Below are 24,793 nucleotides of genomic sequence, written 5' to 3' on the forward strand. Positions count from 1 at the left end.
CGCCCCGCCGTCGTGGCGGCGGGTCCTCACCGTGCCGCCGCCACCTCGACCCCCATCACCTCCCGCGCGGGGCGGCCGGGCGTCATGCCCAGCCGCCATGCCTGCCATCCCGCCTCCAGCCGTACGCCCCGCTCCAGCAGCAGGGCGTACGCGGCGGCGCAGTCGGCCAGCTTCTCGTCGCGCAGCGGATGCGCGGCGCGGACCAGCTGGGCCAGCTCCTCCTGGGCGACCGCCGTGCCCACCTCCACCCCGCCCGGCGCCGCGTACGGCAGCAGGGTGCAGCGCAGGAAGCGGGCCCAGTCCTCGCCGCGCCGGTCGCCGTAGGACGTGAACAGGGCGAGCGCCTCGTCGCACAGGTCCAGTGCCTGCGGCGTACGCGCGTTGCCCGCGTCGACCACCGCCAGCTCCAGGCACGTCCACGCCTCGCCGTGCGCGACGCCGATGCGCTGGAAGTCGGCGCGGGCGTCCACGAGCAGCTGGCGGGCGAAGCCGGAGTTGCGCAGGGAACCGGTCTGCGCCGCCCGCTGGTCCCGGGTGACCCGGGCCGAGTGGTGGCGGGCGCACGCCAGGCCGTAGACGTCGCGCATCCGGGAGAACATCGTGCGGGACCGCTCCAGGTCGCGCACCGCCTGGTCCAGGTCCCCGGTCTCCTCCAGCGCCTGCCCCAGGTAGTACAGCGTCCACGCCTCACCGCGCGCGTCCTCGTTCTCCCGGTGCCGGGCGGCGGCCGGCCTGAGGCTCTCCACGGCGGCCGCGGCGTCCCCGTCGACGAGCCGGGCCCGGGCCAGCTGGGTCAGCGCCCACGCCTGCCCCCGGGCGTCGCGCGTGCGGCCGTAGCGCTCCAGGGCGGCCCCCAGCTCCGTCTCAGCGCGCGGCACGTCACCCAGGCGCAGCGCCACCTGGCCGAGCTGGAAGTGCGCCCAGGCCTCACCGTGCACCGAGCCGCCCTCGCGGTGCAGGACCAGGGACCGGGTGAGCAGGTCCAGCGCCTCCGAGAGCCGGGCCCGGTCCCGCTGGACCGCCGCGAGCGCGTGCATGGTCCAGGCCCGGTCCGTCGCCAGTTGCGGCGCCGCCTGCAGATCCAGCGCCTCCTGGAGCCTGGCCGCCGCCTCGGTGAGATTGCCCTGGTGGTGCAGGGTGATCCCGAGCGAACACAGCGCACGGGCCGCGCCCGCGTCATGGTGCGCCTCCCGGTACAGGTCCACCACCGAGGCCAGGGTGGTGCGGGCCTTGTCCAGCTCGCCCAGCTGCCGGGCCGCGATGCCGGTGCGCCACTGCACCGAGCGCACCAGCAGCCCCTCGTCCACGGCCTGCGCGAGCTCGTTGATCTCACCGAGCCGGTACAGGTCACCGCGCAGCAGGCAGTAGTCGCACAGGGCGCCCAGCAGGTTCAGCACGGCCGCCCGGTCGACGCCCTCCGCGTGGCGCAGCGCCGCGGTGATGAAGCTGGACTCGTCGTCCAGCCAGCGCAGCGCCTCGTCGAGCGAGGGGAAGCCGTGCGGGCCGAACTGGTTGGAGCGGGTCGACATGTTGCCGTCGACCAGGCGCAGCACCGAGTCGGCCAGCTCCGCGTAGTTCACGATCAGCCGCTCCTGCGCCGCCGCCCGCTCGGCCGGGTCCTCCTCGTCCGCCAGCCGGGCCTGGGCGAAGGCCCGCACCAGGTCGTGCAGCCGGTAGCGGCTGCCGCGCACATGGTCGAGCAGACCGGCCCGCGCGAGCCCGGCCAGGTGCCGGGTGGCCTCCGCCTCGTCCGTGGCGAGCAGCGCGGCGGCCGCCGCCGTGCCGAGCGAGGCACGGCCCGCCAGGGCGAGCCTGCGCAGCAGCCGGCGGGCGGGCTCCGGCTGGTCGGTGTAGCGCAGCCACAGAGCGCGTTCCACCGGCTCCACCGGACCGTACGCGCCCAGGTCCGTGGCCAGCCGGCGGGGTGAACGCGGACCGAGCGCCGAGCCCGCGATCCGCAGCGCCAGCGGCAGCCCGCCGCACAACTCCCGCACCCGCTCGACCGACTCGGCGTCGTACGGGCCCGACGCGTCCTCGGCGGCCGCCCCCAGCAGTTCCTCGGCGCCCGCCGCGTCCAGCGGCTCCACCGGCAGGTGGTGCACCCAGGCCGCGAGGTCCGCCGGCAGCTCCAGGGCCGCACGGGCGGTGACCAGCACCAGGCTGTCGGACCGCTCCGGCACCAGCGCCCGCACCTGCTCGGGGTCGCGGGCGTCGTCCAGCACGATCGTCACCGGCAGTCCCGCCAGGTGCTGGTGGTACAGCTCGCCGAGCCGCTTGACCTGCTGGTCGGGTGAGGAACGCTCCCGGAACAGCAGTTGTTCACGGGGCGCGCCCAGCCGGTTGAGCAGGTGCAGCAGCGCGTCCCGGGTCGTCAGCGGCGCCTCCTCCCGGCTGGCGCCGCGCAGATCCACGACCACCGCGCCCCGGAAGTGGTCCCGCAGGTCGTGCGCCGCGCGCACCGCGAGCGTCGTGCGGCCAGAGCCGGGCTCGCCGTGCAGCACCACCACGGTCGGCCGGGTCTCGGTCGCCGCCCGGGCCGCCTGAGCCCACTGCCTGATCCGCCCCAGCTCCTGCCGCCGCCCCGCGAACGGCCCCTCCGTGTCCGGAAGCTGGCCGAAGGACCGCTCCAGTACCGTGCGCCTGCGGGCCGCCGCGCTCTTGTCCGCGCCGCGCAACGCCGGGCCGCCCGTCTTCTTCGGGCCCATCGAGGCGCTGAGCACCCGCTGCTGGTCGAGGAACGGACGGATGCCGCGCACCTCCAGCGCGGTCAGCCACTGCAGGCGCAACTGCTCCGGCCCGCCGGGCTGACCGGCCGCGCCCGCGCGGTGGTGCGCGGCCGGCACATGGGAGCCGGCCACCTTCACCACCGTGGCCGCGGCCCCCACCACGCCCGCGACGGCACCGGCGCCGACGGCCGTACCGGCACCGGTCCCGAGGGACAGGTCCGCCACCGCGGCGGCGACCGCCGCGACCGCCGCCACGAGCAGCGCCGTCCCGGAGCCCGCGCGGGCGTAGCGCTGGCCGAAGGTGAGCCGGCCGGCCTCGGCCTCGTCGAGCGCACGCGTGTAGGCGTCGTACTCCTCGCCGGCCGATCGCGCCATCGTGTCCAGCGCGCCGCGCGCCCGCGACAGCAGCAGCTGCCCGTCGATCCGCCCGCCCGAGCGCCGCACCTCCTCCTCCACCGCCCGCGCCACGAGTCGCTCGGCTTCCGCGCGATGGCTGTCCCGCATGTCCCGTCCCCCTTCGGCGGCAACTCCTCTGCGTACGAGTGTCCTTCGGGCAGCGCGGGAGCGCGAGGGGTCGTGATCGGGAGGTGCCGGGAGGAGGTGACGGAAAGGAGGCGGCCAGGGAGGAGGTGACCGGGCGAGGGCCCGCCGCCCGGAGGTGACGGGTGGTCACCTCCGGGCCGCGAACCCCTTGGACAGCGCCAGGGTCACGCACGCCGCGGCGAGCGCGCCCTCCGCGACCGCGCTCAGGAGGGCCTGTGCGAGGGCGCTGCCCGCCTGGGCCGTCGTTATGTCGAACCAGGCGTCCAGGATCGCGACGGACGCGGTGGCGGAGGCCGTGAGGCGGGCCCGGGGGTCGCCCCGCAGGCCGAGCAGGGCCGTCGCGGCGCAGCCGGCCGCCATGAGCGCGTCGAGGCCGATCCAGGCCAGCGACCAGTTGTCGACATGGGTGCTGCCCGGCAGCGTCACCGCCAGCACCACCATCCACGGCACGAGCAGCACGGCCGCCGCCCCCAGCGCCCGCAGTAACCACTTCCTCATGCGACGTCCCCTTCCGCTGTCCATCCCTGTGCCCCCCATCCGTCGCTTCGTGCCTCCACAGTAGACCGCAGAGAAAATTCTGCAAAGAAAGTTCGGCAGAAGTCGGGGTTGTCTCGGGGTTCCCCTCAGGACGCCCCGGGGCCCTCGGCGTTACCGTGGCGCCATGACCGACGGCCTGCCCGAGATGACCAGCCTGGAGCGCACCGCTCTCTACAAGTCCCTCGGCAACCCCCTGCGCCGCCGGATCCTCGAGTACCTCGGCCGGCACGGCGAGGCGAACTCCACCGTGCTCGCCCGCGAACTCGGCGAGAGTTCCGGCACCACCAGCTACCACCTGCGCAAACTCGCCGAGCAGCGACTCATCGAGGAGATCCCCGAGAAGTCCGGCGGCCGGGAGCGCTGGTGGCGCGTGCTGCCCTTCCGGCACACCACGCCCGACCCGGCCGCGATGACCCCCGACGAGTACGCGGCCGCGGCACAGCTCGCCCACCTCAAGATCGAGTTCGACACCGCCCTGTACCGCCGCGCCCACCAGGAGTACCGCGGCCCCGAGGGCTGGGCCCAGGTCCAGCGCCACAGCACCTGGATGACCAGGGAGGAACTGCTGGCCTTCATGCGGGAGTACCACGCCCTGCTCGACCGCTACGGGCGCCCGCGCGAGCAGTCACCGCCGGAGGCGCGCCCGGTGCTCATGCGTTTCTACGCGGTGCCGGAGCCCGTGGGAGAGTGGAACGGTGAACCGACTGGCCCATGAGACGTCCCCGTACCTGCTCCAGCACGCCGGCAACCCGGTCGACTGGTGGCCCTGGTCGGCCGAGGCGTTCGACGAGGCCCGCGCCACCGGCAGGCCCGTACTGCTGAGCGTCGGGTACAGCAGCTGCCACTGGTGCCACGTGATGGCCGAGGAGTCCTTCCAGGACCAGGCCACCGCCGACTACCTCAACGAACACTTCGTCAGCGTCAAGGTCGACCGCGAGGAGCGGCCCGACGTGGACGCCGTCTACATGGAGGCCGTCCAGGCGGCGACCGGGCAGGGCGGCTGGCCCATGACCGTGTTCCTCACGCCGGACGCCGAGCCGTTCTACTTCGGCACCTACTTCCCGCCCGCACCCCGGCACGGCATGCCCTCCTTCCGGCAGGTGCTGGAGGGGGTGCAGCAGGCCTGGAGCACCCGGCGGGACGAGGTCGGGGAGGTCGCCGGGAAGATCGTGCGCGACCTCGCCCAGCGGGAGTTCGGCCACCAGGGCGTCCGGCCGCCCGGCGAGCAGGAGCTGTCCCAGGCCCTGCTCGGTCTCACCCGCGAGTACGACCCGCAGCGCGGCGGATTCGGCGGCGCGCCCAAGTTCCCGCCGTCCATGGTGCTGGAGTTCCTGCTGCGCCACCATGCCCGCACCGGCGCCGAGGGTGCCCTGCAGATGGCCCAGGACACCTGCGAGCGCATGGCCCGGGGCGGCCTCTACGACCAGCTCGGCGGCGGGTTCGCCCGCTACTCCGTCGACCGGGACTGGGTGGTGCCCCACTTCGAGAAGATGCTCTACGACAACGCCCTGCTGTGCCGCGTCTACGCGCACCTGTGGCGGGCCGGCGGATCCGACCTCGCCCGGCGGGTCGCCCTGGAGACGGCGGACTTCATGGTGCGTGAACTGCGCACGAACGAAGGCGGGTTCGCGTCCGCGCTGGACGCCGACAGCGACGACGGCACGGGCCGGCACGTCGAGGGCGCGTACTACGTGTGGACGCCCGAGCGGCTCGCCGGCGTGCTCGGCGAGGACGACGGCCGGTTCGCCGCCCAGTACTTCGGGGTGACCGACGAGGGCACGTTCGAGCACGGGCAGTCCGTCCTGCAGCTCCCGCAGACGGAAGGCGTGTTCGACGCCGGGAGGATCGCCGCCGTCAGGGAGCGGCTGCTGCGCGAGCGGGCCGGGCGTCCCGCGCCCGGCCGGGACGACAAGGTGGTCGCCGCCTGGAACGGCCTCGCGATCGCCGCGCTCGCCGAGACCGGCGCCTACTTCGACCGGCCGGACCTGGTCGAGGCGGCCGTCGCCGCCGCCGACCTGCTCGTCCGCGTGCACCTGGACGAACACGCCCGCCTCGCCCGGACCAGCAGGGACGGCCGGACCGGGCCCAACGCGGGCGTCCTGGAGGACTACGCGGACGTCGCCGAGGGCTTCCTCGCGCTCGCCTCCGTGACCGGCGAGGGGGTCTGGCTCGACTTCGCCGGACTGCTCCTCGACCACGTCCTGACCCGCTTCACCGACCCGGAGACCGGCGCCCTGTTCGACACCGCCTCCGACGCCGAACAGCTCATCCGCCGGCCCCAGGACCCCACCGACAACGCCACTCCCTCCGGCTGGACCGCCGCGGCCGGCGCCCTGCTGAGCTATGCGGCCCACACCGGCTCGGAAGCCCACCGCAGCGCCGCCGAGCGGGCGTTGGGCGTCGTCAACACGCTCGGGCCGCGCGTGCCCCGGTTCATCGGCTGGGGGCTGGCCGTCGCGGAGGCGCTGCTCGACGGGCCGAGGGAGGTGGCCGTCGTCGGCCCGTCGCTCACCGACGCCCGCACGACGACCCTGCACCGCACGGCACTTCTGGGCACCGCCCCCGGTGCGGTGGTCGCCGTCGGCACCGCGGACGGCGACGAGTTCCCGCTCCTCGCGGACCGTCCGCTCGTGGCCGGTGAACCGACGGCGTACGTCTGCCGTAATTTCACGTGTGATGCTCCGACGACCGACCCGGAGCGGCTGCGCACGGCGTTGGGCGGCTGAACCGGGGAGGCCGGGCGGACTGCTCGGGCTGCCTGATTTGCGCGGTTGTCCGGGAAGATCCCGCTAACCGCACCGCAGTTCCGAAACAGGCTATTTATCGGAACAGCTCCCGGATTTCACAGTTCCCCCCTACTCTCTCTCCAACGACGCGGCGGCGGTGACCCAACGCCGCGTCCACAGGGGGTAATTGAGTATCCGGGGGGATCTTTTGCTGACGTATGTCCTCATCGCTGCCGTCTCGCTGGCCTTGTTCTGGATGGCGGCCTTCACCCTGTGGTGGCAGATGCACGCGTGGCGCACGCCCGAAGTGCTCGCCTCCACCCGGTTCAGCAGACCGGACGGGGACGAACACGTGTCGTTCTCGCTGCTGCTGCCGGCCCGCCACGAACAGGCGGTCCTCGACCACACCGTCCAGCGGCTGCTGGAGTCCACGCACGCCGACTTCGAGATCATCGTGATCGTCGGCCACGACGACCCCGGGACCACGGCCGTGGCCGAGCGGGCGGCCGGCCGGGACCCGCGGGTGCGGGTCGTCGTCGACACCCACGAGAAGAAGAACAAGCCGAAGGCCACCAACACGGCGCTGCCGCACTGCCGCGGCGACGTCGTCGGGGTCTTCGACGCCGAGGACCAGGTCCACCCGGAACTGCTCGCCCACGTCGACCACGCGTTCCGCACCACCGGCGCCGACGTCGTCCAGGGCGGTGTCCAGCTCATCAACTTCCACTCCAGCTGGTACAGCCTGCGCAACTGCCTGGAGTACTTCTTCTGGTTCCGCTCCCGGCTGCACCTGCACGCCCAGAAGGGGTTCATACCGCTCGGCGGCAACACCGTCTTCGTCCGCACCGACGTCCTCAGGGAGGCGGACGGCTGGGACCCCGACTGTCTCGCGGAGGACTGCGACCTGGGCGTCCGGCTGTCCAGCGTCGGCAAGAAGGTCGTCGTCGCGTACGACTCCGACATGGTCACCCGTGAGGAGACCCCGGGCTCGCTGATGTCGCTGCTGAAGCAGCGCACCCGCTGGAACCAGGGCTTCCTCCAGGTGTACCGGAAGAAGGACTGGCGGCAACTGCCGGCCCTGCGGCAGCGGATGCTGGCCCGGTACACCCTGATGACGCCGTTCCTGCAGGCCTTCTCCGGCGTGGTCATCCCGCTGAACGCGGCCGTCGCCCTCTTCCTGGACGTGCCCGTCGGCGTCGCCTTCCTCACCTTCCTGCCGCTGGTCACCGCGGCCGTCACCTTCGTCTTCGAGGTGGTCGGACTGCACGACTTCGGCCGGCAGTACGGGCTGCGCGTCCGCTTCGTCCACTACGTGAAGCTGGTCCTGGGCGGCCCCTTCTACCAGGTCCTCCTCGCCGGCGCCGCGATCCGTGCCGTGTGGCGCGAACAGCGCGGCCGCAACGACTGGGAGCTGACCACGCACATCGGCGCGCACCTCGACGCGGCCGAGCCGAGCCGAGAGGACGTTCCCGCGTGACCTCCACCCTTCCCGCGGTGAGCGGAGCCGAAATCCCCGCGCAGCGCCGGCCCGGGCCGGACTCCGGACCGACCGGCCGGACCAGGCCCCCGCAACGGCTCCGCTCCTCCCGCCCCGACCTGCTGCTGTGCGGGGTGCTGCTCGTGGCGGTCCTCGTCGTCCAGGGCTGGAACATCGCCGACTACCCGGCCCTCAGCGACGACGAGGGCACCTACCTCGCCCAGGCCTGGGCCGTGCAGCAGGGCAAGGGCCTCGCCCACTACACCTACTGGTACGACCACCCGCCGCTCGGCTGGATCCAGATAGCCCTGCTCAGCTGGATCCCCTCGGCGATCAGCCCCGGCTCGATGACCGTCGGCGGCATGCGGATCGTCATGCTCGGCATCAGCGCCGTCAGCGCGGTCCTCGTCTATGTCCTCGGCCGCCGCCTGGCCCTGCCCCGCTGGGCCGCCGGCCTCGGCATGGTCCTCTTCGGGATCTCCCCGCTCGCGGTCGTGCTCCAGCGCGAGATCTTCCTCGACAACATCGCCGTGATGTGGCTGCTGCTGGCGTTCTGCCTCGCCGCCTCGCCCAGCCGCCACCTCTGGCACCACTTCGGCGCGGGCCTCGCCGCGGCCGCGGGCGTGCTCACCAAGGAGACGATGCTCGTCGTCCTGCCCGCCCTGTTCGTGACCATGTGGCGGCACAGCCACCGCGACACCCGCAAGTTCGCCCTCACCGGCGCCGTCACCGCCTGCACGCTGATCGGCCTCTCCTATCCGCTCTTCGCCCTGCTGAAGGGCGAGCTGTTCCCGGGAGCCGGGCACGTCTCGCTGGTGGACGGCATCAAGTACCAGATGTCACGGCCGGGTTCCGGCTTCATCCTGGACCGCGGGTCGGGCTCGTACGGGGTGCTGCACTCCTGGCTGTACTACGACCGGGTGCTGCCCGTCGGCGGCCTGGCCGGCGCGCTGCTGCTGATCGTCACCTGGCGCTGGTCGGTCACCGCCCGCGCCCTCGCCGGCCCGGCGCTGGCGGTCGCCGTGCTGACCGCCGTCGCGCTGCGGCCCGACGGCTACCTGCCCGCCATGTACATCATCGGCGCGCTGCCCTTCCTCGCCCTGGTCCTCGCCGGCGGCGCGGCCTCCGTCGCCCACGCCGTGCTGCGCCGACGGCGCTCCGACGGCGAGCGGCGGTACGTCACGGGCGCCCGGTACGCACTGGCGGCCGTCCTCGCGCTCGCCGCGGGCGCCTACGTCGTACCGCACTGGTACGACGGCGACCGCACCGCCCTGACGGCCGACGCCAACAAGCCCTACCGGCAGGCGTCGCACTGGCTCAGCACCCGGGTCGAGCACCCGCGGGACACCCGGGTCCTCGTCGACGACGCCCTGTGGCTGGACCTCGTGCACGCCGGCTACCGGCCGGGAACCGGCGTGATCTGGTTCTACAAGGCCGACCTCGACCCGGCCGTCACCAGGACCATGCCGCACGGCTGGCGGGATCTCGACTACGTCGTGGCCTCGCCGACCGTCCGCAGGGACGCCAAGGACCTGCCGGGCGTCAGGGACGCCATCCGGCACTCGGCGCCGGTCGCCACCTTCGGCACCGGCGACGACCGCGTCGAGATCCGCCGAATCGTCACGGCAACCCGGGGAGGCGCGCGATGAGCGGCCACGAGTACACCGCGCCCGTCCCCGGCCTGGACGCCGTCGAGCTCCCCGAGCCCGGCGCCGTCACCATCGTCGTCCCCACCTTCAACGAATCCGCGAACATCCGGCGGCTGCTGCACCAGATCACCGAGTCGGTGCCCGCCCGGCTGCCCTGCGAGGTCCTCTTCGTCGACGACTCCACCGACGACACCCCCGAGGTGATCCGCGAGGCCGCGCAGGACTGCCCGTTCCCGGTGGCCGTGCTGCACCGGGAGGAGCCCGAAGGCGGGCTCGGCGGGGCCGTGGTCGAGGGGCTCAAGGCCGCGTCCTCGGAGTGGGTCGTCGTGATGGACGGCGACTGCCAGCACCCCCCGTCCCTGGTCCCGGAGCTGGTGGCCACCGGTGAGCGGACCAACGCCGGGCTCGTCGTCGCCTCCCGGTACATCGAGGGCGGCAGCCGGGCGGGGCTCGCCGGCGGCTACCGCGTGGCCGTCTCGCGCGGGGCGACCTGGCTCGCCAAGGCGCTCTTCCCCCGCCGGCTGCACGGCATCAGCGACCCGATGAGCGGCTTCTTCGCGATCCGGCGCAGCGCCGTCACCGCGGAGGTGCTCAAGCCGCTCGGCTACAAGATCCTGCTCGAACTGGCCGTCCGCAGCCGACCGCGCCAGGTCGCCGAGGTGCCCTTCGTCTTCCAGGACCGGTTCGCCGGCGAGTCCAAGTCCACCGCCCGGGAGGGCCTGCGCTTCCTGGGACACCTGGCCGGACTGCGCACCGCCTCACCGGTCGCGCGCGTGATCGGTTTCGGGCTGATCGGCGCCAGCGGCTTCGTGCCGAACCTCGCCGGCCTGTGGGCGCTGACCGTCCTCGGCGTGCACTACGTGCCCGCCGAGATCCTCGCCAACCAGCTCGGCGTCGCCTGGAACTTCCTGCTCATCGAGCAGCTGCTCTTCCGCGACCGGCGCGCGCACCGCCGCTGGTGGGACCGGCTCGGCCGGTTCGCGCTCCTCGCCAACGCCGACCTCGTGCTGCGCATCCCGCTCATCGCACTGCTCGTGGACCGGTTCGCGATGGGCGCGCTGTCCGCCACCGCGCTCGCGCTGGTCCTGACGTTCGTCCTGCGCTTCGCCGGCACCGAAGCGCTGGTGTACCTCCCGCGCCGCCGCCGTCGCGACCCCGAGTCCACCCGCTGAGGCACAGCCCTACGACCGCAAGGAGAGCCGTGTGAACCTACGCCGCAGACGGACCGCGCTGGCCGGGGTGGGCGCCCTGACCGCCGGGCTGCTCCTCACCTCGCCGCAGAGCGCCCAGGCCGCCAACCTCGTCCAGAACCCCGGCTTCGAGACCGCCGGTACGGACGACATGCCGTACTGCTGGGAGAAGTCGGGGTGGGGCGACAACGACTTCGCCTTCGCGACCGTGCCGGACGCCCACTCCGGCGCCAGGGCCATGAAGGTCACGCTGACCCGGCGCACCGAGGGCGACCGCAAGGCGCTGATCACCGAGTCCGCCGACTGCGCGCCGGCGGTGAGCGCCGGCAGGCAGTACGACCTCGGGCTCTGGTACAAGACCACCACCCCGGACGCCAACATCACCGTCTTCCGGCACGACACCACGGCCGGCTGGCAGTACTGGACCGACCTCAAGACGCTGGACACCGCGTCGGCCTGGACGCCTGCCACGGTCCGCACGCCCGAGGTCCCGGCCGGCACCGACCGCATCACCTGGGGCGTCTCGGTGTACGGCACCGGTTCCGCGACCACCGACGACTACACCATGGACCAGGTCCCGGACGTCGTCCCGCCGGATCGGTGTACGGGCACGAACGCCCAGTGCGCCGACGGCACCTGGTCGGTCCTGCCGACACGGAACCCGGTCCGCTCCATGCACTCCGTCGTCCTCAGCAACGGCAAGGTGCTGCTGATCGCGGGGTCCGGCAACAGCGAGGAGAACTTCGACGCGGGGACGTTCACCTCCGCGGTGTACGACCCGGCGAAGGGCACCTACAAGGTCGTACCCACGCCGAAGGACATGTTCTGCGCCGGGCACGTGCAGCTCCAGGACGGCCGGGTCCTCGTCATGAGCGGCAACAAGGCGTACCCGGTCGCGGGCGGTCACGGCTACGAGGGCTTCAAGGACTCGTACGTCTTCGACCCGAAGACCGAGACCTACAGCAGGACCAACGACCTGAACGACGGCCACTGGTACCCGTCGGCGACCGAACTGGGCAACGGTGACGTCATCTCGTTCGGCGGGCTGCGCGAGGACTCCACCGGGTCGGTGACCGCCGAGCTGTGGTCGGACGGGGACCAGCGGTGGCAGCCCCTGTGGAAGGTCCACCAGACCTGGTCGTACTGGGGCCTGTACCCGGCGATGATCCTCATGCAGGACGGCCGCCTCTTCTACACGGGCAGCCACGTCTTCGGCAACAACATCCCCGGCACCGGCTCGGCGATCTACGACTACGGTGCGGGCACGGTCACGCAGATCCCGGGGCTGCGGAACAAGGACGAGCGGGACCAGTCGGCGAGCGTGCTGCTGCCCCCGGCGCAGGACCAGCGGGTGCTGACGATCGGCGGCGGCAACATCGACTCCAACCCGGACGCGAACCGGCTGACCGACGTGATCGACCTCAAGCAGCCCGACCCCTCGTACGTCGCCGGGCCGCCGATCCCGCAGGGCACGGTCGACCTGGGCAACGGGAGGACCGCCGAGACCGGCGGCCAGGGCAAGATGTACGTCTCCGCCGTCCTGCTGCCCGACGGCAAGGTGCTGGAGACCGGCGGCGCCCTGCACAACCGGGCCGACCCGGTGTACGAGTCCTCGCTGTACGACCCCGGCACCGGCACGTTCGACCCCGTCGCCGCCGACCCGGAGTCCCGCGGCTACCACTCCTCGGCCTTCCTCCTGCCCGACGGCCGGGTGATGGCCACCGGTGACAACCCGGGCAACGGCACCTGGAATCACAACGTGTCGATCTACACCCCGCCCTACCTCTACCAGGGCAGCCGGCCGGCGATCACCTCGCTGATCGACCAGGAGTGGAAGTACGGCGACACGCAGCGGATCACGGTCGACCGGCCCATCGCCAGGGCGGAGCTGATCCGCCCGGCGGCGGTCACGCACTCCTCCGACCCGAACCAGCGGTTCGTGGACCTGCCGCTGAGCGTGGACGGCGGCAACGTGGACCTGAACGTGACGAACAACCCGAACATCGCCCCGCCGGGCTGGTACATGCTCTTCGCGGTCGACGCCAATGGCGTGCCGTCCGTGGCCAGGTGGGTGCACCTGACGGGCCCGTCGGCCCTGAGCGCCGCCGCCCCGCACGTGCACTCCTTCGCCGACTCCCTGACCGGCAAGGTCGCCGGGCCCGGTGAGAAGCGCGCGGCGCAGAAGGTCAGCCCGACGATCTCCGGCTGCGACCGGCACTACGGCTCGGTCAACGTCTGTGTGCCGACGGTGTTCCCGCCCGAGGTGAAGAGGACGGCCACCGCCCGCTGCGCCTGGCTGAAGCGGAACCACTACGGGCGGCTGAGGGTGAACGGCGGGGACGACCCGCTGGGCCTCGACCGAGACCGGGACGCCATCGCCTGCGGGAAGGGTGATGTGCCGAGGCGTTAGACCGTGTCCGCGAAGTCGCGTCGTCCGCCCAGGGCGGGCGTCGCGGCGCCGGCGCGACCGTGCGGACCGGGCCTACCTAGGGGGTGTGATCCGGCACCGCCCCACGGCGCTTCAGGGCGCGCTCCACGATGGCCTCCAGCTGGTCGTGGTGCGCGCCCTTCCAGTAGGCGCGGCCGCACCGTGTGCACCGCGCGAAGACGTCGTACGAGCGCTGCGTGCCGCCCTTCAGCTGGTCGGCGACCTCCTCCTTGGTGGCCTGTTCCAGCAGGCCGTTGCAGGCGGTGCAGCGGGTCCAGGGGTGCAGGCCGGGGGCGAAGCGGTCGAGGACGTCGTCCAGCTGCTCCTCGGGCCGGGTGCTGTACACGAAGGCGCCGGCCCACAGTTCGCGGCGGCGCAGCAGGCCCCGGTCGCGGCTGAGCATGACCCGCCGCTCGGCCGCCGAGCGGGCGGCGAGTGCCGGGTCGCCGATGTCGGTCGACTCGTACGCCGTGTCGACGCCGAGCAGGCGCAGACGGCGGGCCAGGGTGCCGAGGTGGACGTCGAGGAGGAAGCGCAGGGGGGCGCCGGGAACCCGCTGGGGGCGGACCACCGGGCGGACGGCGACCGACTCGCCGTGCGCGGGGATGTGGGAGACGGGGACCTCGGCGCCGTCCACGACGAGGGCGCCGACCTCCGTCAGCGGAACACCGAGGGACTCGACGACGTGGCCGAGGGTGGAGACCCCGTCGACGGCCAGCGGCCTGGTGCCGCCGCGGCGGTCGTGCGGCACGAACACCGCCAGCTCGGAAGCGACTTCGACGTGGATCTCCGGTGCGTTCACCTGGTCAGGATGACACGGGCCGGGGCCGGGGGGGCTCACGGATTACGGGCGGACAGGCCGTGCTGCAGGACGTCCAGGGTGCGGTCGAGGAGCGCGGTGAAGTCCTGCTGGTTCCCGTGCTCGCCCCAGTACAGGGTGGTCTCCATCAGGCCGCCGATCAGGGACATCGCGTAGACGCGGACCTCCAGGCTGTCGGGGTCGCGGCCGGTGCGCTCGCCGATCGCGGTGCAGAACATGCGGCCGGTGACCGACATGCTCTCCATCATCCGCGAGCGCACCGCGGGCACCTGGACCATGAGGTGGCTGCGCAGCCGCGCCGCCCTCGGATCCCCCTCGATGCCCGCGCGGGCCGCCTCCCGCATCACGTACCGCACGGTGTCGGGCCAGGGCTCGTCGGCCGGGCGGTTGCGCAGTTCCTCCACGATGATCGGGTCGTACTCGTCGGTGAGGACGATGTCCTCCTTCGTCGGGAAGTACCGGAAGACGGTCGACGGGGACACCTCGGCGCGCTCGGCGATCTGGTCGATCGTCGTGGCGTCGTACCCGTGCTCCTCGATCAGCGCGTACGTCGCGGTGCGGATCGCCTCGCGTGTCTTGATCTTCTTGCGTTCGCGCAGGCTCAGCTGGGGGCGGTCGGCGGGGGAGGTGATGCGTGCGGCCGTCATGCGGTTCATTGTCAGGCATCCGCCTTCACGGAAGCCATGCGGACGCCGGCGCCCCCGGTGCGCGGCGCCACCGGCGCCCCCGGCAGGAACGCCGCCGCCAGCAGCGCCGCGGCCAGGGAGGCGATCCCGCACACAAGCAGCACCAGCGTCATGCCGTGCACGTACGCGTCGTTCGCGGAGACGGCCAGGTGCAGCGAGCCCGCCTTCTCGGCGATCAGATGGGCGGCGACCACGGAGTCCCCGGCGGTGTCGGCGGTGGCGGAGGGCAGGCCGGTCACGTCGAGGCGGTCACGGAAGGCGTTGGACAGCAGGCTGCCGAGCAGCGCGATCCCGACGGCGGCGCCGACCTGGCGCAGCGTCAGCAGCAGCCCGGAGCCGCTGCCGGCGCGGTCGGCGGGCAGGGCGGTGAGCGCGCCGGTCATGGACGGCACGAGGGCGAAGCCGAAGCCGAGGCCGGCGACGGCCAGCCACAGCGCGGTGAAGCCGTAGCCGTCCTGGGTCGTGGTGCGGGCGCCCAGCAGCGCGGCGAAGGCGAGGACGACCAGGCCGCCGGTGACCGTGGCGCGCGCACCGAAGCGGTCGGCGACGGGTGCGGCGAGCTTCGCGGAGACGGACAGCCCGAGGACCAGCGGCAGCAGCTTGACGCCGGTGGCCAGGGTGTCGTTGCCGAGGACGGACTGCAGGTAGGGCGGCAGCACGAAGAGCAGTCCGGACAGCACGAACATCACCAGGGTCGCGGCGATGGCGTTGAACAGGAAGCCGCGGTGGGCGAGCAGGCCCATGTCGAGCATGGGGCGCTCCTCCCGGCGCGAGCGCAGCACCAGGCCGGTGAGCAGGACCGCGGCGGCGGCGAGGAGCGTGAGGATCAGCGGGTCGGTCCAGCCGCGCTCGGGCGCCTCGATGATGGCGTAGACGAGGGCGCCGAGCCCGCCGGTGGTGAACGCGGCGGAGAGGGTGTCGATGCGGGGCGAGGCCGGGTCGCTGGTCTCCGGCAGCAGCACGAGGCAGGCGACGATCGCGAGCGCGACCATGGGCACGTTCAGCACGAAGACCGAGCCCCACCAGAAGTGTTCGAGCAGCCAGCCGCCGATGATCGGGCCGAGGGGCAGGCCGAGCGCGGAGCCGGTGGAGACCAGGCCGATGGCCTTGCCGCGCTCGTCGGGCGCGAACAGGGACGGCAGCACGGACATCGCGAGCGGGGTGATCAGCGCGGCGCCGACGCCCATCAGCGCCCGGGCGACGACCACCCAGTTCACGTCGTCGGCCAGCGCGCCGGCCACCGAACCGGCCAGGAAGACCACCAGCCCGCCGATCAGCATCCGGCGCCGTCCGAACCGGTCGCCGAGGAGGCCGGCGGGGAGCATCAGCGCGGCGAAGACGACGACGTAGGCGTCCGCCATCCACTGCTGCTCGCCGGTGCTGGCGCCGAGCTGCTCCGCCATCGTCGGAAGGGCCACGTTCAGGATCGTCGTGTCGAAGCCGAGCACCAGCATGCTCATGACCAGGGCGCCGAGGGCCAGCCAGCGGCGCGGGTTGTGCCAGGACGCGGGAGTGCTGATGACAGTAACCATGAAATGACAGTAACTATCAAAAGCGCTGCCATGTCAATCGATAGCTACCTCCAGGCATGAAAAATGGCCACGGCTCGCGAGCCGTGGCCAGGTTCTGGCGGGAAGTCGACGCTACGCGTGCTGGTACGCCACCAGCGAGATGCCGACGTAGTGGACGACGAAGGCGGCGAGGGTCAAGGAGTGGAAGACCTCGTGGAAGCCGAACCAGCGCGGTGAGGGGTTCGGCCGCTTGATGCCGTAGATCACGCCGCCGGCGCTGTAGAGGAGGCCGCCGACGACCACCAGGACCAGGACGGCGATGCCGCCGGTGCGCATGAAGTCGGGCAGGAAGAAGACCGCCGCCCAGCCCATCGCGATGTAGCAGGGCGTGTACAGCCAGCGCGGGGCGCCGACCCAGAACACCCGGAAGGCGATGCCGGCGAGGGCCGCCGCCCAGATGCTCCACAGCAGCCACTGGCCCTTGGCCCCGGGCAGGAGCAGCATGGTCAGCGGGGTGTAGGTGCCCGCGATGATCAGGAAGATGTTGGCGTGGTCGAGGCGGCGCAGGACGCCGTCCATCCGGGGGCTCCAGTTGCCCCGGTGGTACAGCGCGCTGACGCCGAAGAGCAGGCAGGCCGTCAGGGCGTAGATCCCGCAGGCGATACGGCCCCTCGTCGAGTCGGCGAGAGCGGTGAGCACGAGGCCCGCGACGAGCGCGGCCGGGAACATGCCCAGGTGCAGCCAGCCGCGGAGCCGGGGCTTGACCGGATGTGGCAGAGAGAGCGCCACGGGACCGACGCCGGCGGCCGGCGTGTCCGAGGGCGCGTCGGAGGCGTGCGCAGTCATGAGCCGCATGGTACCTACGCCGCCGTAAGTCGCCCACCAATGCACGCCCGACAGGGCCGTCCGGCAAAAAGTCCTTCAGCTGAACCCAACGTGGCCGCAAAGAACCGCGGAAACCGTGGGATTCCTCACGCTGCTCACCTGTGATGCCCTCTGGACAGATGGGCACTAGACTCGGATGATCAAATGAGTGTGGTCGGCACCGGATGAGCGGCTACGAAGCATCCGGGTCGTGGCCCCCACGGGGCGAACAAGACAAAAATCCCTCATTTAGGAGCAATCGTGGCGCGCGACATCGCGGCTCCCACCGTCCCCACCAACCACCAGGAACTGGTCTCGTGGGTCAACGAGATCGCCGAACTGACGCAGCCGGACCGCGTGGTCTGGTGCGACGGCTCCGAGGCGGAGTACGAGCGGCTGTGTGAAGAACTGGTAGCCAAGGGCACGTTCAGGAAGCTCGACCCGATCAAGCGGCCGCACTCCTACTACGCCGCCTCCGACCCGACCGACGTCGCGCGCGTCGAGGACCGGACCTTCATCTGCTCGGAGAAGGAGCAGGACGCCGGCCCCACCAACCACTGGAAGGCCCCCGCGGAGATGCGGGAGATCTTCTCCGGCGACGACGGCCTGTTCCGCGGCTCGATGCGGGGCCGCACGATGTACGTCGTCCCCTTCTGCATGGGCCCGCTCGGCTCCCCGCTGTCCGCGATCGGCGTGGAGATCACCGACTCCGCCTACGTCGCCGTCTCCATGCGCACCATGACGCGCATGGGCCAGGCCGTCCTGGACGAACTCGGCGACGAGGGCTTCTTCGTCAAGGCCGTCCACACCCTCGGCGCCCCGCTGGAGCCGGGCCAGGAGGACGTGCCGTGGCCGTGCAACTCCACCAAGTACATCTCGCACTTCCCCGAGGACCGCGAGATCTGGTCCTACGGCTCCGGCTACGGCGGCAACGCCCTGCTCGGCAAGAAGTGCTACGCCCTGCGCATCGCCTCCGTCATGGCCCGTGACGAGGGCTGGCTGGCCGAGCACATGCTGGTCCTCAAGCTCACCCCGCCGCAGGGCGAGGCGAAGTACGTCGCCGCCGCCTTCCCGAGCGCCTGCGGCAAGACCAACCTCGCCATGCTGGAGCCGACGATCTCCGGCTGGACCGTGGAGACCATCGGCGACGACATCGCCTGGATGCGCTTCGGCGAGGACGGCCGCCTCTACGCGATCAACCCCGAAGCCGGCTTCTTCGGCGTCGCGCCCGGCACCGGCGAGCACACCAACGCCAACGCGATGAAGACCCTGTGGGGCAACGCGGTCTTCACCAACGTCGCGCTCACCGACGACGGCGACGTGTGGTGGGAGGGTATGACCGAGGAGCCACCCGCCCACCTGACGGACTGGAAGGGCAACGACTGGACCCCGGCCTCCGAGGCGCCGGCCGCCCACCCCAACGCCCGCTTCACCGTCCCGGCCTCCCAGTGCCCGATCATCGCGCCGGAGTGGGAGGACCCGAAGGGCGTGCCGATCTCGGCGATCCTGTTCGGCGGGCGCCGCGCCACCGCGGTGCCGCTGGTGACGGAGTCCTTCGACTGGAACCACGGCGTCTTCCTCGGCGCCAACGTGGCCAGCGAGAAGACGGCCGCCGCCGAGGGCAAGGTCGGCGAGCTGCGCCGCGACCCGTTCGCCATGCTGCCCTTCTGCGGCTACAACATGGGCGACTACATGGGTCACTGGATCGACGTGGCCAAGGACAAGGACCAGGCGAAGCTGCCGAAGATCTACTACGTCAACTGGTTCCGCAAGGACGACCGGGGCAAGTTCGTCTGGCCGGGCTTCGGCGAGAACTCCCGCGTCCTGAAGTGGATCGTGGACCGGCTCGACGGCAAGGCCGACGGCGTCGAGACCCCGATCGGCGTCCTGCCGACCAAGGAGGCGCTCGACACCGACGGTCTCGACCTGTCCGAGTCCGACCTGGACTTCCTGCTCACGGTCGACAAGGACGTCTGGCGCGAGGAGGCGGCCCTCGTCCCCGGCCACCTGGAGACCTTCGGCGACCACACCCCGAAGGAACTGTGGGACCAGTACCGCGCGCTGGTGGAGCGCCTGGGCTGAGCGCCCGCTGAAGACTCCGCGGCCGGTCGCCGTGCCCTGACCAGCGATCGTCACGACCGGCCGCGGTGCCACCGTGAGGGGCCCCGCACAACGACGTGCGGGGCCCCGTCCGTTCGTCGCGCGAACTCCCGGCGGGCGGAGTGCCCGCGGGACTTCGCTCTCACCGGCCGGGGAGAAGGCCGGCCCCGGGCCGGCGCGGTGTGTGGCGCCCGGTCCGCGCGTCGCTGCGGGTGCGCGCGGACCGGGGCCGATCGGGGACCCCCGCGGGGGTCAGCGGGTGGTGCTGAGTTCCTTCGGGCCGGCCAGGGCGGCGGCGTGGGCGTCCATGCGCTCGGCGGTGAGGATCGCCGCCGCCGTGTCGGCGCGGGAGGCGGCGACCACGAGCGCGCGGCCGGCGAGGGTGTGTGCGCGCCGGTGCAGCGCCGCCGGGTCACCGGCGGCGGCCGGCGCCGCCCGCAGCGGGGCACGGTCGCCACGCAGTCGCCGGACCTCGCCGGCGAGGCGTTCCGCCGCGGTGTCCAGCTCGGCGGACGGCGTCAGGGCGCGCAGGTCGTCGGTGACCGCGAGCAGCGCGGCGAGGTGTCCGGCGAGCTGGATGTCCAGCTCCTCCTCGCGCGAGCGGTGGGGAAAGTCGGAAGGCGCGCCGGCCATCGTGCTGTGGACCGACTTGGCGCGGATCGGTTCGTACATGGGGGATGGCCTCCTGTGCTCTTACAGGAAGCCATCCTAGCTTGGATTTCGTCTAAAGTTGAGCCGGATCACGGAGGGAGTCCCTCCGCTACGGCTGGCTGTACCCGTCCAGGAAGGTGCCGATGCGGGTCACCGCGTCCCGCAGGTCGCCGACCGTGGGCAGGGTCACCACGCGGAAGTGGTCCGGCTCCGGCCAGTTGAAACCCGTGCCCTGGACGACCATGATCTTCTCCCGGCGCAGCAGGTCCAGGACCATCTGCCGGTCGTCCCTGATCTTGAACACCTGCGGGTCCAGGCGCGGGAAGAGGTACAGCGCGCCCCTCGGCCGTACGCAGCTCACGCCCGGGATCCGCGTCAGCAGTTCGTAGGCCGTGTCCATCTGCTCCTTCAGCCGCCCGCCCGGCAGCACCAGGTCGTTGATCGTCTGGCGGCCGCTGAGCGCGGCCACGACCCCGTGCTGGCCCGGCATGTTCGCGCACAGCCGCATGTTCGCCAGGATCGTCAGGCCCTCGATGTAGGAGTCGGCGTGGGCGCGCGGGCCGGAGATCGACATCCAGCCGACGCGGTAGCCGGCCACCCGGTAGGCCTTCGACATGCCGTTGAAGGTGAGGGTGAGCAGGTCGGGGGCGACCTTGGCGGTCGGGGTGTGGGTGGCGCCGTCGTAGAGGATCTTGTCGTAGATCTCGTCGGAGCAGACCAGCAGGTTGTGCCGGCGGGCGATGTCCGTCAGCCCCTTCAGCACGGACTCGTCGTAGACCGCGCCGGTGGGGTTGTTCGGGTTGATGACGACGATCGCCTTGGTGCGGTCGGTGACCTTGCGCTCGATGTCGGCGAGGTCGGGCATCCAGTCGGACTGCTCGTCGCAGCGGTAGTGGACCGCCGTACCGCCGGAGAGGGAGACGGCCGCCGTCCACAGCGGGTAGTCCGGGGCCGGCACGAGGACCTCGTCGCCGTCGTCCAGCAGGCCCTGCATGGCCATCACGATCAACTCGGAGACGCCGTTGCCGATGAAGACGTGCTCGACGTCCGTCTCGATGCCGAGGGTCTGGTTGTGCATGACGACCGCGCGGCGGGCGGCCAGCAGGCCCTTGGCGTCACCGTAGCCGTGCGCGGTGGAGACGTTGCGGAGGATGTCCTCCAGGATCTCCGGGGGGCACTCGAAGCCGAAGGCCGCCGGGTTGCCCGTGTTCAGCTTGAGGATGCGGTGCCCCGCCGCCTCGAGCCGCATGGCCTCCTCGAGAACCGGGCCCCGGATCTCGTAACAGACGTTGGCGAGCTTGGTCGACTGGATCACCTGCATGTCGCGAGCTTACGGCCCGGTAAGGGCTTTTGGGCCGTGTTTCCCACCACGTGAGACCCGAAGGTTTGCCCGGATATCGGCGATGGCTGTCTCAACCGTCACTTGCGTCTCTACAATCCGCTGTCGTGTCCACGGAACCCGAGTACGAGGCGGGGGCGTACGAGACGCGCGGAGGGGGCGCCGATCCCCGCGTCCGGCCGAACGTATACCTCCCGCAGACGGCCCCGGCCCCGGCGTACGACGACTACGCCGACCCGGCCGCCGCCCACGGCTGGGAGAACGCCTACGACTCCACGCGAGAGCTGCCCGTGGTGCCGGGGCCGCGCGGACCGGGCCAGGAGCGGGTGCCGGGCGAGGGCCGGGCGGGACGCCGCCGGGCGCGGCGCCGCGACGGCGGGCGTCGTCGGCTGGCGGTGGCCGCCGGGGTCCTCGGCGTCGCCGGGACCGTCGCGGCGATCGCCGGCCTGATGGGCGGCCCGGACGCCGCGGACGGGTCGCGGCCCGCGGGCGGCGGACCCGCCGTCACCGAGGACTCCGAGTCCGCCGGTACCGGCACGGACCCGTCCTCCCCGGACGCGCCGGCTCCGGGCTCCGGCGAACCGTCCCCCTCCGTCCCGCCGTCCCGTGCCGCGGACTCCCCGGCCCCCCGTGCGTCCGGGGGCGACGCGGCCGGCACGCCGAGCGGATCGCCGAGCGCCGCCCCGACGGTCACGGCCTCGGCGCCGGCCGCGTCGGCGTCCGGGACCCCGGCGCCCACGGCCACGCCGGCCGCCCCGACGCCGTCCTGGCCCGCAGGGCCCGGCAGGGGGCGTGGTCACGGCGGCACGAAGTGGCCGCACTGAAGCGCCGCGTGTCGTTACCGCCAATTCCCGTCGGAAACGCTGGAATTGAGCATGCGTGGCGGCACAGGGAAACCCCTATGACCTGACCCGGCTCCTTGTTCGCACCCCCTCCTTACGCCGAGAATGCGCATGACAAACGCACGGCGGCCGGAAGATCTCCGGTCGCCTCCGTCGTAAGAGGGGACCCCCACGTGAACAAGCCTCTCCTTGCCGCACTCTCCGCCCTGGCCGTCGCCGGGCTGGGCGCCACCCCGGCGGTCGCGGCGCCGCACACCGCCACCGGGAGTTCCGCCCCGCACGCCGCCAAGGCCGCCGCGGTGACCGTCAACTTCGCGGGCACCGTCTCGCTCAGCAACTGCTCCGGCTCCGTCATCCGCTTCCCCAACTCCGCGGACACCGACCCGGCGCTGGTGCTGACCAACGGCCACTGCCTGGAGACCGGCTTCCCGTCACCCGGCGAGGTCATCACCGGCCAGTCCTCCAGTCGCGCCTTCGGCCTGCTGAACTCCTCCGGCAGCAAAGTGGCCACGCTCCGCGCCAACCAGGTCGTCTACTCGACCATGACCGACACGGACGTCACGATCTACCGCACCACCACGACGTACGCGGCGATCAGGAGCAGCTACGGCATCAGCCCGCTCACCGTGCAGGACACCCACCCGGTCGCCGGCACCGCCATCAAGGTCGTCTCCGGTTACTGGAAGCGGATCTACAGCTGCAACATCGACGGGTTCGTGTACCGCCTGAAGGAGGGCGACTGGACCTGGAAGGACTCGGTCCGCTACACCTCCGCCTGCAACACCATCGGCGGCACCTCGGGCTCTCCGGTCATCGACACCGCCACCGGCAAGGTCGTCGCCGTCAACAACACGGGCAACGAGGACGGCGAGCGCTGCACCGAGAACAACCCCTGCGAGGTCGACGCGAACGGCAACGTCACCGTCCGCAAGGGCATCAACTACGCCGAGGAGACCTACAACATCCCGGCGTGCTTCACCACGGGCAACAAGCTGAACCTGAGCGCGTCCGGCTGCACCCTGCCCAAGCCGTAACGGCGCAGCCGCAGTTCCGGCCCCAGCAGTTCCGGCCCGGGCGGTCACACCGGTGTCCGGCGGACCGCCCGGCCCGCCAGCACGTCCGTCCGCCTCCCGTCCTCGACGACGAACCGGCCGTCGATGAGCACGTGCGGGATGCCGGCGGGAAGCGCCCGGGGCTCGTCGAAGGTGGCGCCCGGCGCGACCGTCTCCGGGTCGAACAGCACCAGGTCGGCCCGGTACCCCTCGCGCACCAGTCCGCGGTCCGGCAGGCGCAGCCGGGCCGCGGGCCGCCCGGTGAGGTGGGCGACGCACTCCTCCAGGCCAAGGACGCCCGACTCGCGGACGTAGTGGCCGAGGTACCGGGGAAACGTGCCGTACGCCCGCGGGTGCGGCCTGGCGCCCCGCAGGATGCCGTCGGAGCCGCCGGTGTGGGTCCGGTGACGCATGATCGCGCGGACGTTCTCCTCGTGGCCGACGTGCTGCAGGACCGTCGTGCCGAGCCGGTCCTCGACCAGCAGCCGGCGGGCCGTCTCCCACGGGGTCTCGCCGCGCAGGTCCGCCGACGCGAGGACCGTACGGCCCACGTGGCCGGCGAGCGCCGGGTCGGTCACCCCGGAGACCTCGATCGTCTCCCACTCCACCGGCACCCCGTGGCAGCCGTCCGAACCGGTCACCTCCAGGGCGTGCCGGACACGCTCGGCCGTCGCCGGGTCGGCGAGCCGGGCCAGCGTCTCCCGCGGGCCGCCCTCACCCGCCCAGCTCGGCAGCAGCGCGGCCAGGGTGGTGCAGCCGGGGGTGTAGGGGTAGGTGTCCAGGGTGATGTCCGCGCCCGCGTCGAGGGCCCGGTCGAGCAGGTCCAGCAGCTCCGGCGCCCGGCCCTCGTTCCCGCGGAAGTTCAGCGTCGCGTGGGCCAGGTGCAGCGGGCAGCGCGCCTCCCGGGCCAGCGCGACCATCTCGGCGTAGGCCTCCAGGGCGCCGGCGCCGTAGGAGCGGTGGTGCGGGCAGTAGTAGCCGCCGTAGGCGGCCACCACCCGGCACAGCTCGGTCAGTTCGGCGTCCCCGGCGTACATGCCGGGCGTGTAGGTGAGCCCAGAGGACAGGCCCACCGCGCCCTGCTCCAGCCCCTGCGCCACCAGCCGCCGCATCCGGTCCAGCTCCGAGGGCGTGGCCGGACGGTCCTCCCAGCCGACGGCGAGCGCCCGGACCGTCCCCTGCGGGACCAGGTAGGCCGCGTTCACGGCGATCCCGCGGCCGTCAACGCCCCGGTCGAGGCGGTCCAGGTACTCGCCGACCGACCGCCAGTCGAAGTCGATGTCCTCGCCGTAGCCGTTCCAGCCGGTGACCGCCCGCCGCACCTCCTCCAGCGTGCGGTCGTCCACCGGCGCGTACGACAGCCCGTCCTGGCCGACGACCTCCAGGGTGACCCCCTGCGCGGCCTTCGCGCTGTGGTCGGGGTCGCGCAGCAGGGCGAGGTCGGAGTGGGCGTGCATGTCGATGAAGCCGGGGGAGAGGACCAGGCCCTCGGCGTCCAGCTCCCGCACGGCACGCGGCCGCTGGCAGCCCGCCGCGGCGGCCTCCTTGACGATCGAGACGATCCGCCCGCCGTCGATGACGACGTCGGCGCGGTAGGAATCCGCACCGCTGCCGTCGACCACGTCGGCGTCCCGGATGACCAGGTCCTCCAT

At 72.4% G+C, this 24,793-nt stretch carries 18 protein-coding genes; 9 read left to right on the plus strand and 9 right to left on the minus strand.

Features of this window, described 5'->3' with window-relative positions:
- Nucleotides 1-26 precede the first annotated feature (26 nt).
- Nucleotides 27-3,230, minus strand: a complete 3,204-nt coding sequence (locus IE177_RS01920; protein ID WP_190012913.1) for a tetratricopeptide repeat protein — start codon at nt 3,228-3,230, stop codon at nt 27-29.
- 165 nt (nt 3,231-3,395) lie between these two features.
- Entirely contained in the window at nt 3,396-3,767 is a 372-nt protein-coding gene (locus tag IE177_RS01925) for a hypothetical protein (RefSeq protein WP_190012914.1), read from the minus strand.
- A gap of 163 nt (nt 3,768-3,930) precedes the next feature.
- On the opposite strand from IE177_RS01925, the gene IE177_RS01930 reads away from it, so the two are divergent.
- The 6 genes from IE177_RS01930 (at nt 3,931) to IE177_RS01955 (ending at nt 13,258) form a co-directional block, all read left to right on the plus strand.
- Nucleotides 3,931-4,521: a winged helix-turn-helix domain-containing protein gene (locus IE177_RS01930; protein ID WP_190012915.1), complete on the plus strand. Its 591-nt coding sequence runs from the start codon at nt 3,931-3,933 to the stop codon at nt 4,519-4,521.
- The gene (locus IE177_RS01935) at nt 4,502-6,532 is read left to right on the plus strand and encodes a thioredoxin domain-containing protein (protein ID WP_190012916.1); all 2,031 of its coding nucleotides are present in this window, start codon (nt 4,502-4,504) and stop codon (nt 6,530-6,532) included. The genes IE177_RS01930 and IE177_RS01935 overlap by 20 nt, the downstream gene beginning before the upstream one ends.
- 208 nt (nt 6,533-6,740) lie before the next feature.
- Nucleotides 6,741-8,009: a glycosyltransferase gene (locus IE177_RS01940; protein ID WP_190012917.1), complete on the plus strand. Its 1,269-nt coding sequence runs from the start codon at nt 6,741-6,743 to the stop codon at nt 8,007-8,009.
- Nucleotides 8,006-9,658: an ArnT family glycosyltransferase gene (locus IE177_RS01945; protein ID WP_190012918.1), complete on the plus strand. Its 1,653-nt coding sequence runs from the start codon at nt 8,006-8,008 to the stop codon at nt 9,656-9,658. Before IE177_RS01940 ends, IE177_RS01945 begins: the two co-directional genes overlap by 4 nt.
- Nucleotides 9,655-10,830 (plus strand): glycosyltransferase, encoded by a 1,176-nt coding sequence (locus IE177_RS01950; protein WP_190012919.1) that lies wholly within the window; start codon nt 9,655-9,657, stop codon nt 10,828-10,830. Before IE177_RS01945 ends, IE177_RS01950 begins: the two co-directional genes overlap by 4 nt.
- 31 nt (nt 10,831-10,861) lie before the next feature.
- Nucleotides 10,862-13,258, plus strand: a complete 2,397-nt coding sequence (locus IE177_RS01955) for a galactose oxidase early set domain-containing protein (protein WP_190012920.1) — start codon at nt 10,862-10,864, stop codon at nt 13,256-13,258.
- A gap of 76 nt (nt 13,259-13,334) precedes the next feature.
- Here the strand turns inward: IE177_RS01955 and IE177_RS01960 are convergent, their stop codons facing one another.
- The 4 genes from IE177_RS01960 to trhA all read right to left on the minus strand — a co-directional run bounded on the left by IE177_RS01960 (nt 13,335) and on the right by trhA (nt 17,139).
- Nucleotides 13,335-14,078, minus strand: a complete 744-nt coding sequence (locus tag IE177_RS01960; protein ID WP_190012921.1) for a Mut7-C RNAse domain-containing protein — start codon at nt 14,076-14,078, stop codon at nt 13,335-13,337.
- Between the two features lie 35 nt (nt 14,079-14,113).
- Complete coding sequence (locus IE177_RS01965) at nt 14,114-14,743, minus strand: TetR/AcrR family transcriptional regulator (RefSeq protein ID WP_444545614.1); 630 nt, start codon at nt 14,741-14,743, stop codon at nt 14,114-14,116.
- Nucleotides 14,744-14,754: 11 nt separating this feature from the next.
- On the minus strand, nt 14,755-16,314 hold the full coding sequence (locus IE177_RS01970; protein ID WP_190012923.1) for a DHA2 family efflux MFS transporter permease subunit: 1,560 nt from the start codon (nt 16,312-16,314) through the stop codon (nt 14,755-14,757).
- 111 nt (nt 16,315-16,425) lie between these two features.
- On the minus strand, nt 16,426-17,139 hold the full coding sequence (gene trhA / locus IE177_RS01975; RefSeq protein WP_190012924.1) for a PAQR family membrane homeostasis protein TrhA: 714 nt from the start codon (nt 17,137-17,139) through the stop codon (nt 16,426-16,428).
- Between the two features lie 279 nt (nt 17,140-17,418).
- On the opposite strand from trhA, the gene IE177_RS01980 reads away from it, so the two are divergent.
- On the plus strand, nt 17,419-19,239 hold the full coding sequence (locus tag IE177_RS01980) for a phosphoenolpyruvate carboxykinase (GTP) (RefSeq protein WP_190012925.1): 1,821 nt from the start codon (nt 17,419-17,421) through the stop codon (nt 19,237-19,239).
- A gap of 270 nt (nt 19,240-19,509) precedes the next feature.
- On the opposite strand, the gene IE177_RS01985 is transcribed toward IE177_RS01980, so the two are convergent.
- Both IE177_RS01985 and IE177_RS01990 read right to left on the minus strand, forming a co-directional pair.
- Entirely contained in the window at nt 19,510-19,929 is a 420-nt protein-coding gene (locus IE177_RS01985) for an SCO4983 family protein (protein ID WP_190012926.1), read from the minus strand.
- An 88-nt stretch (nt 19,930-20,017) separates the two neighbouring features.
- Nucleotides 20,018-21,229, minus strand: a complete 1,212-nt coding sequence (locus IE177_RS01990) for a pyridoxal phosphate-dependent aminotransferase (RefSeq protein ID WP_190012927.1) — start codon at nt 21,227-21,229, stop codon at nt 20,018-20,020.
- A 125-nt stretch (nt 21,230-21,354) separates the two neighbouring features.
- Between IE177_RS01990 and IE177_RS01995 the strand changes: the two genes are divergently transcribed.
- Both IE177_RS01995 and IE177_RS02000 read left to right on the plus strand, forming a co-directional pair.
- A complete protein-coding gene (locus IE177_RS01995) occupies nt 21,355-22,071 on the plus strand; it encodes a hypothetical protein (RefSeq protein WP_190012928.1) in 717 nt (238 codons plus the stop codon).
- 191 nt (nt 22,072-22,262) lie between these two features.
- The gene (locus tag IE177_RS02000; protein ID WP_190012929.1) at nt 22,263-23,123 is read left to right on the plus strand and encodes a trypsin-like serine peptidase; all 861 of its coding nucleotides are present in this window, start codon (nt 22,263-22,265) and stop codon (nt 23,121-23,123) included.
- 44 nt (nt 23,124-23,167) lie between these two features.
- Here IE177_RS02000 and IE177_RS02005 read toward each other — a convergent pair whose 3' ends face one another.
- Nucleotides 23,168-24,793, minus strand: coding sequence for an N-acyl-D-amino-acid deacylase family protein (locus IE177_RS02005; RefSeq protein ID WP_190012930.1), 1,626 nt, complete (start codon nt 24,791-24,793; stop codon nt 23,168-23,170).

This window comes from Streptomyces lucensis JCM 4490 (assembly GCF_014650035.1).
In the GTDB taxonomy this organism is placed as follows: Bacteria; Actinomycetota; Actinomycetes; order Streptomycetales; family Streptomycetaceae; genus Streptomyces; species Streptomyces lucensis.